General features: G+C 62.4%; 14 protein-coding genes. 12 read left to right on the forward strand and 2 right to left on the reverse strand.

Annotated elements, in window-relative coordinates:
- Window positions 1–436: 436 nt before the first annotated feature.
- Window positions 437–697 carry a hypothetical protein gene (locus AC0L3H_RS24535; protein WP_473587166.1) on the reverse strand — a complete coding sequence of 87 codons (261 nt, stop codon included), beginning with the start codon at window positions 695–697 and terminating at the stop codon, window positions 437–439.
- Window positions 698–733: 36 nt separating this feature from the next.
- Here AC0L3H_RS24535 and AC0L3H_RS24540 point away from each other — a divergent pair, with 36 nt between their 5' ends.
- The 8 genes from AC0L3H_RS24540 (at window position 734) to AC0L3H_RS24575 (ending at window position 8773) form a co-directional block, all read left to right on the forward strand.
- Window positions 734–1963 (forward strand): septal ring lytic transglycosylase RlpA family protein, encoded by a 1230-nt coding sequence (locus tag AC0L3H_RS24540; protein WP_473587167.1) that lies wholly within the window; start codon window positions 734–736, stop codon window positions 1961–1963.
- A 118-nt stretch (window positions 1964–2081) separates the two neighbouring features.
- Entirely contained in the window at window positions 2082–3248 is a 1167-nt protein-coding gene (locus tag AC0L3H_RS24545; RefSeq protein WP_473587168.1) for a D-alanyl-D-alanine carboxypeptidase family protein, read from the forward strand.
- A 64-nt stretch (window positions 3249–3312) separates the two neighbouring features.
- A complete protein-coding gene (gene tmk, locus AC0L3H_RS24550) occupies window positions 3313–3984 on the forward strand; it encodes a dTMP kinase (protein ID WP_473515357.1) in 672 nt (223 codons plus the stop codon).
- Window positions 3981–5036, forward strand: a complete 1056-nt coding sequence (locus AC0L3H_RS24555) for a DNA polymerase III subunit delta' (protein ID WP_473494171.1) — start codon at window positions 3981–3983, stop codon at window positions 5034–5036. Before tmk ends, AC0L3H_RS24555 begins: the two co-directional genes overlap by 4 nt.
- Window positions 5037–5117: 81 nt before the next feature.
- Window positions 5118–6671: a methionine--tRNA ligase gene (gene metG / locus AC0L3H_RS24560; RefSeq protein WP_473587169.1), complete on the forward strand. Its 1554-nt coding sequence runs from the start codon at window positions 5118–5120 to the stop codon at window positions 6669–6671.
- Entirely contained in the window at window positions 6671–7465 is a 795-nt protein-coding gene (locus AC0L3H_RS24565; protein ID WP_473494173.1) for a TatD family hydrolase, read from the forward strand. Before metG ends, AC0L3H_RS24565 begins: the two co-directional genes overlap by 1 nt.
- 3 nt (window positions 7466–7468) lie before the next feature.
- Complete coding sequence (locus AC0L3H_RS24570) at window positions 7469–8287, forward strand: MBL fold metallo-hydrolase (protein ID WP_473587170.1); 819 nt, start codon at window positions 7469–7471, stop codon at window positions 8285–8287.
- A gap of 15 nt (window positions 8288–8302) precedes the next feature.
- Window positions 8303–8773, forward strand: coding sequence for a YbaK/EbsC family protein (locus tag AC0L3H_RS24575; protein WP_473587171.1), 471 nt, complete (start codon window positions 8303–8305; stop codon window positions 8771–8773).
- Window positions 8774–8829: 56 nt separating this feature from the next.
- Here AC0L3H_RS24575 and AC0L3H_RS24580 read toward each other — a convergent pair whose 3' ends face one another.
- A complete protein-coding gene (locus tag AC0L3H_RS24580) occupies window positions 8830–9483 on the reverse strand; it encodes a TetR/AcrR family transcriptional regulator (RefSeq protein WP_091591074.1) in 654 nt (217 codons plus the stop codon).
- Between the two features lie 243 nt (window positions 9484–9726).
- Here AC0L3H_RS24580 and AC0L3H_RS24585 point away from each other — a divergent pair, with 243 nt between their 5' ends.
- The 4 genes from AC0L3H_RS24585 to AC0L3H_RS24600 all read left to right on the forward strand — a co-directional run bounded on the left by AC0L3H_RS24585 (window position 9727) and on the right by AC0L3H_RS24600 (window position 12513).
- The gene (locus AC0L3H_RS24585; RefSeq protein WP_473587172.1) at window positions 9727–10674 is read left to right on the forward strand and encodes a homocysteine S-methyltransferase family protein; all 948 of its coding nucleotides are present in this window, start codon (window positions 9727–9729) and stop codon (window positions 10672–10674) included.
- Window positions 10675–10985: 311 nt separating this feature from the next.
- The gene (locus AC0L3H_RS24590) at window positions 10986–11168 is read left to right on the forward strand and encodes a cysteine hydrolase family protein (RefSeq protein ID WP_473587173.1); all 183 of its coding nucleotides are present in this window, start codon (window positions 10986–10988) and stop codon (window positions 11166–11168) included.
- Between the two features lie 20 nt (window positions 11169–11188).
- Window positions 11189–11356 carry an isochorismatase family protein gene (locus AC0L3H_RS24595; protein ID WP_473587174.1) on the forward strand — a complete coding sequence of 56 codons (168 nt, stop codon included), beginning with the start codon at window positions 11189–11191 and terminating at the stop codon, window positions 11354–11356.
- Between the two features lie 161 nt (window positions 11357–11517).
- Window positions 11518–12513: an acyl-CoA dehydrogenase family protein gene (locus AC0L3H_RS24600; RefSeq protein WP_473587175.1), complete on the forward strand. Its 996-nt coding sequence runs from the start codon at window positions 11518–11520 to the stop codon at window positions 12511–12513.
- Window positions 12514–12557 lie beyond the last annotated feature (44 nt).

Genomic DNA, 12557 nt, shown 5'->3' on the forward strand with positions numbered 1-12557 from the left:
TGAGAAAGCCTCTAGCACTCATTTTCGAGGACGAGCCGATGATCGTCGTTGACATCGAGGCGTCACTTAAACAGGCTACCGTCCGGACCTGCCGATAGTCGCAGGAAATCCTTGGGAGCGCGAGCCCAGAACAGCCGGTGAACGAGTTGCTACGCTTTTTGCAACGCAACGCTACGGTACCGGACAGGACGACGCGGCACGAACGGCGCTGCTGGGTCTTTAAATGCTTGATAGACAAGGCTTTGCGGGTACGCGGCGGGATGGGCAGGGATGGGTGGTAGCGAATTTCAAGACCGGTGCCTTAAACCGCTCGGCCATCCCTCCATCGTGATTTTTCAACCACCTGGATGCTCGTCCTGATCGCAACGCGTACGCTGTGGGCACGCCTCGGAGATCGTTCGCGCTTCATTGCTCTAGTGCGCCCTATGAAGTCCTGTCAACCGGCTGTTGCCGGTTCCTGCCAGGGGCAGGGCACGGGTGCTTGACGGCGGGGCTTGAGCCGGACGAGCAGCGCTGCGCCGAAGCTCGAAACGCCGTGATTTTTCACTAGCATCGCCGGGGCGGCTTGCGCCACAATCTCGCCCGGTTCCGACCATAATCGGTTAATACGGTGATAAACAATTCCTGTGCACAAGGGATTGCGAATCAAGGTGGCGCTGGAATTGTCGGGTAGGTTCTTGGCCCTGCCGACGTTCAAGTGGCGACGCCTTTGTTGAGAGGGGACAATCGAAAAATGCCAAGCACGACGCGCCCGCGTCTTCGTCGCGCTTCCGCTTTCGCGTTGTGTGCCCTGTCGGCTGCCTTGCTGGCGGCTTGCGCGGCACCGCCACAGCCGAAGGCAATGGTCAACAAGAAGCCTCGCTCCAAGGAATATTTTGCCGAATCCGAATATGGCGTAAAAGCCAGCCCGCGCGTTACCTTCAAGATGTCGGGCCTGCAGCGTGGCGGCGGACGCGATCAGCTCGGCAAGCCCTATCAAGTGCGCGGCAAGTGGTATTATCCGAAGGAAGACAAGCGCTACGCCAAGAAGGGTCTCGCCTCCTGGTATGGCGAAGCCTTCCACGGCAGGCTGACGGCCAACGGCGAAGTCTACGACATGACACATCTGACCGGCGCGCATCCGACAATGCCGCTGCCGAGCTATGCGCGGGTCACCAATCTGAAGACCGGCAGCTCGGTCGTCGTGCGCGTCAACGATCGCGGTCCTTACCATGACGGGCGCATCATCGATGTGTCGAAGCGCGCCGCCGAAATGCTCGACTATGCCAATATCGGCACGGCCAAGGTGAAGGTCGAATATGTCGGACGGGCGCCGCTTCATGGCAATGACGAACACTATCTGATGGCCTCTTACCATCCCGGCAACAGGGCGCCGGATCCGTCGGACGGCCTGCCCACCGGCGTCATGATCGCCATGAATGGACCATCGCCGAGCACGGCGTTGGCCGCAGCCGCTGCCTTTCCCGGTCAGTTGACGAATTCCGCATCGGCACAGCCTGTCGTGGCGGCGCAGACGCCGGCCGCTGGCAGCGTGACGCTGCCCGATTTCGGGCCGATCGTGCCGGAACGGCCGCAGATCAATCTGCCGCCGCAATCGCCGTTCAGGGTAGCGACGCTGTCTTACGCGAGCGAACGCGTGCAGCGCGCCTCCACTGTCTTTGCCGCGCTGGATGGCGCCGGTATGTCGCCTGCCGAAATCCTTCAATCGTGGAAGCGGCAAGTTCCTTCGGCCGCCTTGACCACGGCCTATATCGCGGCGGGCTCGTTCGAGGATGCCGCCGAGGCGCAGCAGGTGGCAACCCAGCTTTCCGGCTTCGGCAAGACCGAAATCCAGCGCTCCGAATTCGAGGGCAAGGACTGGTATTCGGTCAATCTCTATCCGGACGGCCATGGCAGCCTGGACGACATGCTGCAGGCGGCATGGTCGCATGGCGCGCCGGACGCGCTCGTGGTTCGGAATTGACCGGCAAAACCTGAAGTTTTGCCCAGTTGTCCGTTACTTGTCCGTTGCGCCGTTGATCGGCCGGGACAAAGCCTGATAGAGCTTGCGCAGAAATACCGGCTGACAGGTCGAACTTCTCATGAAATTTCGCTTCGCCGCGCCTCTCGCCGGGCTTCTGGGTTTTGGCCTCCTGCTGCTTTCGCTGGCTCCGGCCGCGGCGCAGCTTTTCGAAACCAAGGCCGCGCAGGCCTTCATGATCGATGCTGAAACCGGAACGGTGCTGTTTTCCAAGGATGCCGACAGGCCTATACAGCCGGCCTCGCTGGCCAAGCTGATGACGATGGAGGTGGTTTTCAACGCCATCAAATCGGGGCGCGTGACGCTCGACGATACGTACGTGGTGAGTGAGAACGCATGGCGCACCGGCGGCGCGCCATCCGGAACGTCGACGATGTTTGCCCAACTCAAGTCGACGATCCGGCTTCAAGACCTGATCCAAGGCGTGACGGTCCAGGCAGCCAATGACGGCTGCATCATCATCGCCGAAGGTTTTGCCGGATCGGAGGCGAATTTCGCGACTGGGATGACCGAGCGCGCAAGGCAGATTGGCCTCGAGAAATCGACATTCGTCAATGCAACCGGCCTGCCGGCCGATGGTCAGCAGACGACGGTTCGAGAGCTTGCGCTCCTTGCCCTGCATATCTGGCGCGAGTACCCGGACCTCTATCGCTACTACGGCCAGAAGGATTTCACCTGGAACAAAATCACCCAGAGGAACCGCAACCCGCTGCTGGCGATGGATATCGGCGCCGACGGCCTGGCGATGGGCAGGAGCGAGGCATCCGGCTTCGGCATCGTCGGCTCGGTCAGTCAAGGTGGCAGGCGGGTCATTGCGGCGATGAGCGGCCTGGCAAGCGACCGCGAGCGCGCCGAAGAAGCGCGAAAGCTGCTCGACTGGGGCCTTCGTTCCTTTGAGAAAACCGAGATTTTCGCCAAGGACGAGGTGGTCGGCGAGGCCCAGGTTTTCGGCGGCGCGAAATCCGGCGTGGCGCTGAAGGCAAAAGCGCCCGTGGTCATCTTCCTGCCGATCGCCAACCGCGACAAGCTGACCGCCAGGATCGTCTATGAGGGACCGGTTGCAGCCCCCGTGGAGGAGGGGCAACCGGTGGGTGCGCTGCGGGTCTGGATCGGTGACACGCTGAGCCAGGAGACGCCGCTGTTCGCCGCCGAGCCGGTTGGCGTCGGCTCGCTGCCGCAACGCGCGCTCGATGCCGCCAAGGAACTGGCGGTCGGCTGGCTGCGTTAGCAGCCGCGGCGTGGACCTTTTCTCAAGTCAGGACTATTACGGTCCCGCAGCATGGACAAAGGCTTTGGTGAGCGGATTCTTCATCACCTTCGAAGGCGGAGAAGGGGCAGGCAAGTCGACGCAGATCGAGCGCCTGGCCGGCAAGATGCGCGCCAAGCAATACGATGTCGTTGTCACGCGGGAGCCGGGCGGCTCGCCAGGCGCGGAGGCGGTCCGGCATGTGCTGCTTTCCGGCGCTGCCGAGCCATTCGGCCCCAGGATGGAGGCGCTGCTGTTCGCCGCCGCGCGTTCCGACCATGTCGAGCAGGTCATCCGGCCGGCGGTCGAGCGCGGCTCGATCGTGCTTTGTGATCGCTTCATGGACTCCTCGCGCGTCTACCAGGGCGTCACCGGCGGCCTCGATCCAGCCTTCATGGACGCGCTGGAAAAGGTCGCCATCAACGGCATGGTGCCCGACATGACGCTGATCTTTGATCTCGACCCGGCCGAAGGACTGCGGCGCGCCACGGTACGGCGGGGCACCGATGCCGGCGCCGACCGCTTCGAAAAGGAAACGCTTGATATCCATCAGCGCCGCCGCGAAGCGTTTCTGGCGATCGCCGCGGCAGAACCCGAGCGCTGCATCGTCGTCGACGCGTCCGCCGACCCCGACACGGTGGAGAATGTCGTCGCCGGCGCCGTGTTCGCGGCGCTGGAGACGATGACGCCGAGACACAGGAAGCAGGCGCCGGGATGATTTTCGAACGGATCGCACCAGAACAGCACGACACGCTTGACGGCGTACCGGAGCCATCCGAGACGCCGCGCCTGGTCGGACATGACCAGGCAGCGAACATGCTGGCATCAGCCTATCGCTCCGGGAAGCTGCCGCATGCGCTGATCTTTGTCGGGCCGGTCGGCATCGGCAAGGCGACGCTCGCCTTTCATCTGGCGCACCATCTGTTGAAGCATCCGGCGTTCGAACAGGCGCCGGAGGTCCTTGCCGTTCCCGATCCGGCGTCATCGCTGTTTCGCCAGATCGCCACCGGCGCGCATCCTTCGGTGCTGCATCTGACCCGCCCGCCGAACGACAAGACCAAGAGTTTCAAGACGGTCGTCACCGTCGACGAGATCCGCAAGGTCAGCCGTTTCCTGTCGCTGACCTCGCACGACGGCAGCTACCGGGTGGTGATCGTCGACCCGGCCGACGACATGAATACCAATGCGGCCAACGCCTTGCTGAAGAATCTTGAAGAACCACCTGCACGCACCTTGTTCATCCTCATCGTCCACGCGCCGGGCAGCCTGTTGCCGACGATCCGCTCACGCTGCCAGATGGTGCGGCTCACGCCGCTCGATGCCGAGAGCCTGATGACGGTTCTGGAGAGCGTCGAACCGCCGCCACCGGACGATCCCGCGGCGCGCGCGGCACTAGCCAAGCGGGCAGGGGGCAGCGCGCGCACCGCAATACTGTTGACGCAGTATGGCGGGCTGGAAATCGCCGAGACGCTCGACGCCCTGGCGACAGCGGCAAAGAGCGATGTTGCCGGCGCCTATCGCCTCGCGGAGGCGGTCGCCGGGCGCGACCGGGCGATCCAGTTCGAGATTTTCAATCGCCGGGCGCTCGACCTGCTCTCGACCGGCGCAAGCCAGGCCGCGCTGACGGGCGATCTGGCGCGGGCCAAAACGCTGTCCGATACTTGGCACGAGGCTTTGAACGCTATATCTGAGACCGACACCTACAATCTCGACAAGAAGCAGCATGCCTTGACCATGATCGACCGCCTGAATTCTGCAATGCGAATGTGACGGCCCATCGGGATGGCAATCGCCGTTTCGATGCGATATCCACCGCTACATCTTCATTCAGACATTCATGACGGCTCATCCATGGCACGCGACAAATACTACCTCACAACGCCGATTTTCTATCCGAACGGCAAGCCGCATATCGGTCATGCCTACACTGTCATCGCCAGCGACGCGCTGGCCCGCTTCCAGCGGCTCGACGGCAAGGACGTCTTCTTCGTCTCGGGAACCGACGAGCACGGTTTGAAGATGCAGCAGACGGCGGACGCCGAAGGCCTGACGCCGAAAGCGCTTGCCGATCGCAACTCGGCGATCTTCCGCTCGATGTATGAAGCGATCGGTTGTTCGAACGACGTTTTCATCCGCACCACCGAGGAGCGCCATTACAAGTCCTGCCAGGCGATCTGGACGCGCATGGCGGAGAATGGCGACATCTACCTCGACCGCTATAGCGGCTGGTATTCGGTGCGGCAGGAAGCCTATTTCGACGAGGCCGAAACCAAGGTCGGCGACGACGGCGTGCGCCGCGAGCCGCTCGGCTCGCCGGTCGAGTGGACCGAGGAAGAGAGCTATTTCTTCCGCCTTTCCGCCTATCAGGACAGGTTGCTCGCGCTCTATGAAAGCAACCCCGAATTCGTCGGTCCGGCCGAGCGGCGCAACGAAGTCGTCAGCTTCGTCAAATCCGGACTGAAGGATCTGTCGATCTCGCGCACCACGTTCAATTGGGGCGTGCCGGTGCCGGGCGACGACAAGCATGTGATGTATGTCTGGATCGATGCGCTGACCAACTACATCACCGCTGCCGGCTTCCCCGATGAAGACGCTGACAATTGGCGGTTCTGGCCGGCGGACGTCCACGTCATCGGCAAGGACATCGTCCGCTTCCACGCCGTTTACTGGCCGGCCTTCCTGCTGTCGGCGGGGATCGAGCTGCCGAAGCGCGTGTTCGCGCATGGCTTTCTGTTCAACCGCGGCGAGAAAATGTCGAAGTCGGTCGGCAATGTCGTCGATCCGTTCGCGATGATCGAGCATTACGGTCTCGACCAGGTGCGCTATTTCTTCATGCGCGAAGTGCCGTTCGGCCAGGACGGCAGCTACAGCCACGACGCCATCGTCAACCGCACCAATGCCGACCTCGCCAACGGCCTTGGCAATCTGGCGCAGCGCTCGCTGTCGATGATCGCCAAGAACTGCGGCGGCGTAGTGCCGAAACGCAGCGAGTTGGCGGAGGCCGACAGGGCGATCCTCGACCAGGCGGTGGAGGCGCTTGCTACTGCACGCAAGATGATGGCGGAGCAGGGCATCCATCTAGCGCTGGCGGCGATCTTCGGCGTCGTGGCGGAGGCCGATCGCTACTTCGCCTCGCAGGAACCGTGGGCGCTCAGAAAGACCGATCCGACGCGCATGGAAACGGTGCTGTGGACGACCGCGGAAGTCGTCCGACGCGTGGCGCTGCTGTGCCAACCCTTCATTCCGGGATCGGCCGCCAAGCTGCTCGACCTGCTGGCCGTACCGGCGGACAGCCGCGATTTCGTGCATGTCCACGCGGACCATGCGCTGGTATCGGGGGTTATTCTGCCCGCGCCGGAGGGCGTGTTTCCGCGTTACGTCGAGCAACCGGACGCGAACATCTGATGTTGGTCGACAGTCACTGCCATCTCGACTTTCCGGATTTCGCAGAGGAGCGGGCGGCCATCGTCGCCCGCGCCTTGGCCGCTGGAATCGGTCGCATGGTGACGATCTCGACGCGTATGAAGCGTTTCCAACAAGTGCTTGAGATCGCTGAATCTTTCGACGAAGTCTATTGCTCTGTCGGCACCCATCCTCACAACGCCGCCGAGGAGCTGGACGTGACTGTCGAGGCGCTTGTCCGGCTGTCCGCTCATCGCAAAGTGGTGGCGATCGGCGAGGCCGGGCTCGACTATTTCTACGATCATGCGCCGCGCGATGCGCAGGCGCAGGGCTTTCGCACGCACATCGCCGCAGCACGCGAGACGGGCCTGCCTCTGGTCATCCACGCGCGTGATGCCGACAGCGACATGGCTGATATCCTCAAGGAGGAAACAGGGAAGGGCGCCTTCCCGTTCATCCTGCACTGTTTTTCGTCAGGGCGCAGGCTGGCCGAAATCGGCGTGGCGCTCGGCGGCTATGTTTCCTTTTCCGGCATCGTGACTTTCAAGAATTCAGCCGAGCTGCGCGCCATCGCCGCCGATGTGCCACATGACCGCCTGCTGGTCGAAACCGACGCGCCGTACCTTGCGCCGGTACCGTTTCGCGGCAAGCGCAACGAGCCTGCCTATGTCGCGCATACGGCCAAGGTGCTGGCCGAAACGATCGGCGTCAGCGAGGCTGACATCGCCGCTGTCACCACGGACAATTTCTTCCGGCTGTTCAGCAAGATGCCGCGCCCGACCGCGCTGAGCGTTTGACGCATGAGCGACCGGCTGCGCCTCACCATTCTCGGCTGCGGCTCATCGCCGGGCACGCCGCGCATCACCGGCGACTGGGGCAATTGCGATCCGGCCAATCCGAGGAACCGGCGCATGCGCACCGCAGCGCTCATCGAGCGGATCGCGGCAAACGGCGACAGGACCACAGTCGTCATCGACACCGGGCCGGACTTTCGCGCGCAGATGCTGCTGGCAGCGGTCAAGCGCATCGATGCGGTCGTCTATACGCATCCGCATGCCGACCACATCCACGGCATCGACGATTTGCGCGGCTTCGTGCTCGAGCAGCGTCATCGGATCGATATCCACGCCGACCAGCCGACCATGCTGCGGTTACGGGAAGCATTCGGCTATTGTTTCGAAACACCGTTAGGCAGTACCTATCCGCCCATTGTCGAGCCCCATATCATCGACCATGCCAGGCCGGTGGTGATCGAAGGCGAGGGGGGTGCCCTGACTCTCGAGCCGCTGCCGCAGATCCATGGCGACATCATATCGCTTGGGTTTCGCATCGGCGGCCTCGCCTATTGCCCCGATGTCAGTGATTTCCCCGACGCCACCGCCGAACGGCTGCGCGATCTCGACGTGCTGGTCATCGATGCGCTGCAATACAGGCCGCATCCGAGCCATCTGTCGCTCGGCCAGGCACTCGGCTGGATCGAAAAACTGGCGCCGAAAAAGGCCGTACTGACGCATATGCATGTGCCGCTCGACTACGCTGCGGTGATGGCCGAGACGCCGGCCGACGTCGACCCGGCCTATGACGGCATGACGATCGAAATCCCTTATGAATCTGCATGATAGGTTCGGTTCTTCATGGCTGGAAGCATTGATCGTGTGACCAGGGCAGCGGCCGATGCCGGCCTCGACTTCGAAATCAGGCGCATGGGCGCCTCGACACGCACCGCCGAGGAAGCCGCAGCGCAATGCGGCTGCACAGTCGCTCAGATCGTCAAATCCCTGGTGTTCCAGGGAGAAACCAGCGGAAAGCTGTTTCTCTTCCTGGTTTCCGGCTCCAATCAGCTCGATCTGGCCAGGGCTGCCGCACTGGCCGGCGAGCCGCTGAAGCGCGCCGACCCGCGGCAGATCCGCGACGAGACCGGCTTTGCCATCGGCGGCGTGGCGCCGATCGGCCATCTGATTGCGATCTCGGCGTTCGCCGACGAAACGCTGCTCGGCTTCGATCGCGTTTGGGCTGCGGCCGGCGCCCACGACGCGGTGTTCGCCGCCGAACCACAGGCGATGGTCCAGGCAGCGCAAGCTGTCGTGGCGACACTGGCAGTCTGAATCGAACGCGCCTGATACGCAGTCTCGAGGCTGCAGCGAGCGCCGACTGGCGCACTCTATTCGGCGGCGACTGCGGTGGGCGGCTGCATGATTTCGGGCGCCGCCGGCGCGAACAACATCTTTACGACGTTGCGGAAGGCGAGGATCTGGCGTTCGAGGACACGCGGGTCGCCGAGCCCGCGCGACATGATGATGCCGCCATCGATCACACAGGAGAACATGATGGCGACGTCGTCGAGGTCCATGCCCTTGCGGGCAGGATAAACGGCCGCGATCTCGTTCAGCGCATCGCGAAACCGCCCGTTCCAGGAGCGGACGGCGGCGGCGGCGATGTCGCGAACGGTGCGGTCAAAGAGCCGCTCCTGATAGGTGAACGTCGCGATCAGGCAGCCGGGGTGGCCGTTCGGCAAGTCACCCATCAGCTCGGCAAGCAGCTTGAGTGTGATCAGGAACGACTGCAACGGATCATCGGACAATTGCCTGCCGCGGTGAAACACATCATCGAAGATGCGGTCGTTCTCCTCGACGTAGCGCAACATCAAGGCGCGGGCGAGTTCGTTCTTGTCCTTGAAATGATAGAAGAAGCCGCTCTTGGTGATGCCGGCTTCGGCGATCACCTCCTCGATGGACGTCGCGCCGAAGCCCTTGGCGAGCACCGAGGCCTCGGCGATCTCCAGAATGCGTTCGCGCGTTTCCGCACCTTTGCGCATGGCCGAATGCCCTCAAATCTACTGTACCGGCGGTATGGTTTTCACACCCGCCACCATCGGCACCGATAGCAATATGACCGGCCCAGCGCGGCTATCCGTCTGTAATTGCTGCGGTTTCCGCTTCGGTGGAGTACCGGACCACAAGCCTTCTACCGCACCGGCGGCACGTACTGCTAAAACGTGGCTATTGCGAACCGGCCGCCATCAGGTCGGCACGGTGTCATCTTACCACTGGAGACAAACATGGCCAAGTACCGCCAGAATCTGCCGCAACTTGCCAACAGAACATTCCTGAGCGATGGCGGCATGGAAACGACCCTCATCTTTCACGAAGGCCTCGACCTTCCGCACTTTGCTTCGTTCACGCTGATGGCAACGGCTGAAGGCCGGCAGAAGCTGAGGGAATATTTTGTCCGTTATCTGACCATTGCGCGCAGAAATGGGACCGGCTTCATCCTCGACACGCCGACGTGGCGAGCCAACGCCGATTGGGGAACCTTGCTCGGCTACGGGCCGGAAGCGTTGCGGGCCGTCAACGAGGCCTCGATCGAGCTTCTTCTCGACCTGCGCAATGAGTTCGAGACCGCCGAAACGCCGTGCGTCATCAGCGGTGCGATCGGGCCGCGCGGCGACGGCTACAAAGCCGGCAAGATGGACGCCAGCGAGGCGGAAGCCTATCACGCGGCGCAGATCGAGAGTTTCGCGCGGACCGAGGCCGACATGGTTGCGGCCTATACGCTCACCAATTTCCACGAGGCAATCGGCGTGGCGCGGGCTGCCAAGGCGCATGCCATGCCGTGCATGATCTCGTTCACGGTGGAGACGGACGGCAAGCTGGTGACCGGCACGACGCTCGGCGAGGCGATCGACAGGGTCGATGACGCGACAGACGGTGCGCCGGCCTACTATATGATCAACTGCGCCCATCCGACGCATTTCATGCAGGCGCTGAACAACGGCGAGCGCTGGCTCGATCGCGTCTATGGCGTGAAGGCGAACGCTTCAACCAAAAGCCATGCCGAACTGGACGAATCGGAAACGCTCGACGCGGGCGACCCGGACGATCTCGGGCGGCGCTACAGCAGGCTGACAGCTTCGTTTCCGACGATGCGCATCCTGGGCGGCTGCTGCGGCACCGACCACCGGCACGTCGCGGCGATCTGCGAGGCCTGCGTGCCGCAAGCGGCGTAGGAACCTGTCCCAGGAGACGCAACGCTTACCAACCGCAGTTCCGCTGGTTCCAAGGAAACAAGGAACTGCGGTTGGGCCGAAAAGCAACGCTATCAAAACGCACCTCAGTTCCATAACCTATCTTATGCGACTTTCGGATGGGTGGATCCCGGCATCATGCCGGCGTGGCGCCGGGCGGCCTCACCTTGCGCAGGTGATCGACCTGATCGCAGGCCTCGGCAAACGGTGTCGTGTCTCTAAATCGCTTTGACAACCGGCCAGAGATACGACGTCGTCACAAAGCTGCATTCGGCGCTTCATACAGCTCGACCATGCGCGACAAACGTATCGCCGTTACAATTCAGGGCACGAGAGGTGCCCAGCTTCACGCGGGGCTCGATTGGCAGCCAAGGGATGCGAGGATCATCAAGAAGCGTTACAGCGCGTTCTTCAAGACCGGGCTTGACGAGCTACTGGCGGAAATGGGCATCGATGACTGGTCTTATGCGGCGTGAATACGCACGCCTGCATCCGAATGGCTGCGGTAGACGCCTATCAACGAGATTTCCGGGTGGTCCTGGCCGAGGAATGCGTCGGCTCCTACGACGCAGAGCACGCGCGCGTCTCCCTGGATTACATGAACGGCAAGATAGCCAAAATAGTGACTGTTTCTGAGATCGTTAAAGCTCTCGGCGCAATCTAATGAACATCTGAAAGGCGCCGCAAACCTGCCGTCAGACGGTCGTGCCTCGAGTCACGGGACAGTCGCTTCCATGTTTCGGATGTAACCGAATTCCCCTTTTCGCGAAATTGTCCGGTAGTCCGCTGCTCTGATCATCGTGCTCCCGAAGTCAGGAGGATCGGATGGACAGTTACGACGTCGACAAATGTTTCGCTGCCGAGCGCCACAATCAGATTCGGGATCAGGCACGGGCCTTTGCGGAGGCCGAGATCCGGCCCCGTATATCTGCCATGGAAGCCTCGCGGTCTGTTGACAATGACCTATCTCGGCTGATCGCCCGCCATGGCTGGATCGGCATCACCATCGGCAAAGAATTTGGCGGCCTGGGTCTCGGGCATCTTGCCAAGACCATCGTCATCGAGGAAATCTCGCGCGTCAGCGGCGCCATGGGAGCGATGGTGCAGGCCTCACAGCTAGGCGTCGCGAAAATTCTCCATTTCGGCAACGAAAGCCAAAAGCGGAAATGGCTTCCGGCCATCGCCAAGGGGGAATGTCTGCCGACCATTGCCGTAACCGAACGCCAGTCCGGCAGTCACGTGCTCGGCATGGCGTCCAACGCAGAGCGCGACGGCGACGGCTATATCCTCAACGGCCACAAGACTTATGTCGGCAATAGCCATGTCGGCGATCTGCATGGGGTGATCGTCCGGACCGGAGGCGGCTCGAAGGGTCTGTCCGCGTTCCTCGTAGAGGCGGATCGCCCCGGCCTCTCACGCGCCGCACTGAAGCCGGCGATGGGCTTGCACGGCTTCGGTTTTGGGGAACTTGTCTTCGACAACTGCCGGGTCCCTGCTGAAAACCTGCTCGGCAAGGAGGGCGACGGCTTGGCTGTGGCCTATTCTTCCAGCATCCTCTACGGGAGGCCCAACCTGACCGCCGTCGCGCTCGGAATCCACCATGCGCTTGTCGACGAGACCGTGGCATTTGCCGCGCAGCAGCACCGTTACGGCAGCCCTCTTTGCGAACTTCCGACCATTAAACAGAAACTCGGCCAGATGCAGTCGCGGCTGATGACCGCCCGGCTCGCCGCCTATCACGCAGTGCATATGCTGGACCGCGCCGTGCCGTGTGACCCTGAACTGATAAATGCCAAGCTGATCAACGTCGAGTACGCCTAGGATTCGGCCCGCAATGCCATAGAGGTGCATGCCGCCTGTGGATT

Source organism: Mesorhizobium sp. WSM4816, from assembly GCF_055811535.1.

What these genes read in the sequence shown, in the direction of transcription:
- AC0L3H_RS24590 (WP_473587173.1), top strand. Translation starts at nt 10,986, where the DNA reads ATGCGCGACAAACGTATCGCCGTTACAATTCAGGGCACGAGAGGTGCC.
- AC0L3H_RS24575 (WP_473587171.1), top strand. Translation starts at nt 8,303, where the DNA reads ATGGCTGGAAGCATTGATCGTGTGACCAGGGCAGCGGCCGATGCCGGC.
- AC0L3H_RS24600 (WP_473587175.1), top strand. Translation starts at nt 11,518, where the DNA reads ATGGACAGTTACGACGTCGACAAATGTTTCGCTGCCGAGCGCCACAAT.
- AC0L3H_RS24570 (WP_473587170.1), top strand. Translation starts at nt 7,469, where the DNA reads ATGAGCGACCGGCTGCGCCTCACCATTCTCGGCTGCGGCTCATCGCCG.
- AC0L3H_RS24585 (WP_473587172.1), top strand. Translation starts at nt 9,727, where the DNA reads ATGGCCAAGTACCGCCAGAATCTGCCGCAACTTGCCAACAGAACATTC.
- AC0L3H_RS24595 (WP_473587174.1), top strand. Translation starts at nt 11,189, where the DNA reads ATGGCTGCGGTAGACGCCTATCAACGAGATTTCCGGGTGGTCCTGGCC.
- AC0L3H_RS24540 (WP_473587167.1), top strand. Translation starts at nt 734, where the DNA reads ATGCCAAGCACGACGCGCCCGCGTCTTCGTCGCGCTTCCGCTTTCGCG.
- metG (WP_473587169.1), top strand. Translation starts at nt 5,118, where the DNA reads ATGGCACGCGACAAATACTACCTCACAACGCCGATTTTCTATCCGAAC.
- AC0L3H_RS24555 (WP_473494171.1), top strand. Translation starts at nt 3,981, where the DNA reads ATGATTTTCGAACGGATCGCACCAGAACAGCACGACACGCTTGACGGC.
- AC0L3H_RS24580 (WP_091591074.1), bottom strand. Translation starts at nt 9,483, where the DNA reads ATGCGCAAAGGTGCGGAAACGCGCGAACGCATTCTGGAGATCGCCGAG.
- AC0L3H_RS24565 (WP_473494173.1), top strand. Translation starts at nt 6,671, where the DNA reads ATGTTGGTCGACAGTCACTGCCATCTCGACTTTCCGGATTTCGCAGAG.
- AC0L3H_RS24545 (WP_473587168.1), top strand. Translation starts at nt 2,082, where the DNA reads ATGAAATTTCGCTTCGCCGCGCCTCTCGCCGGGCTTCTGGGTTTTGGC.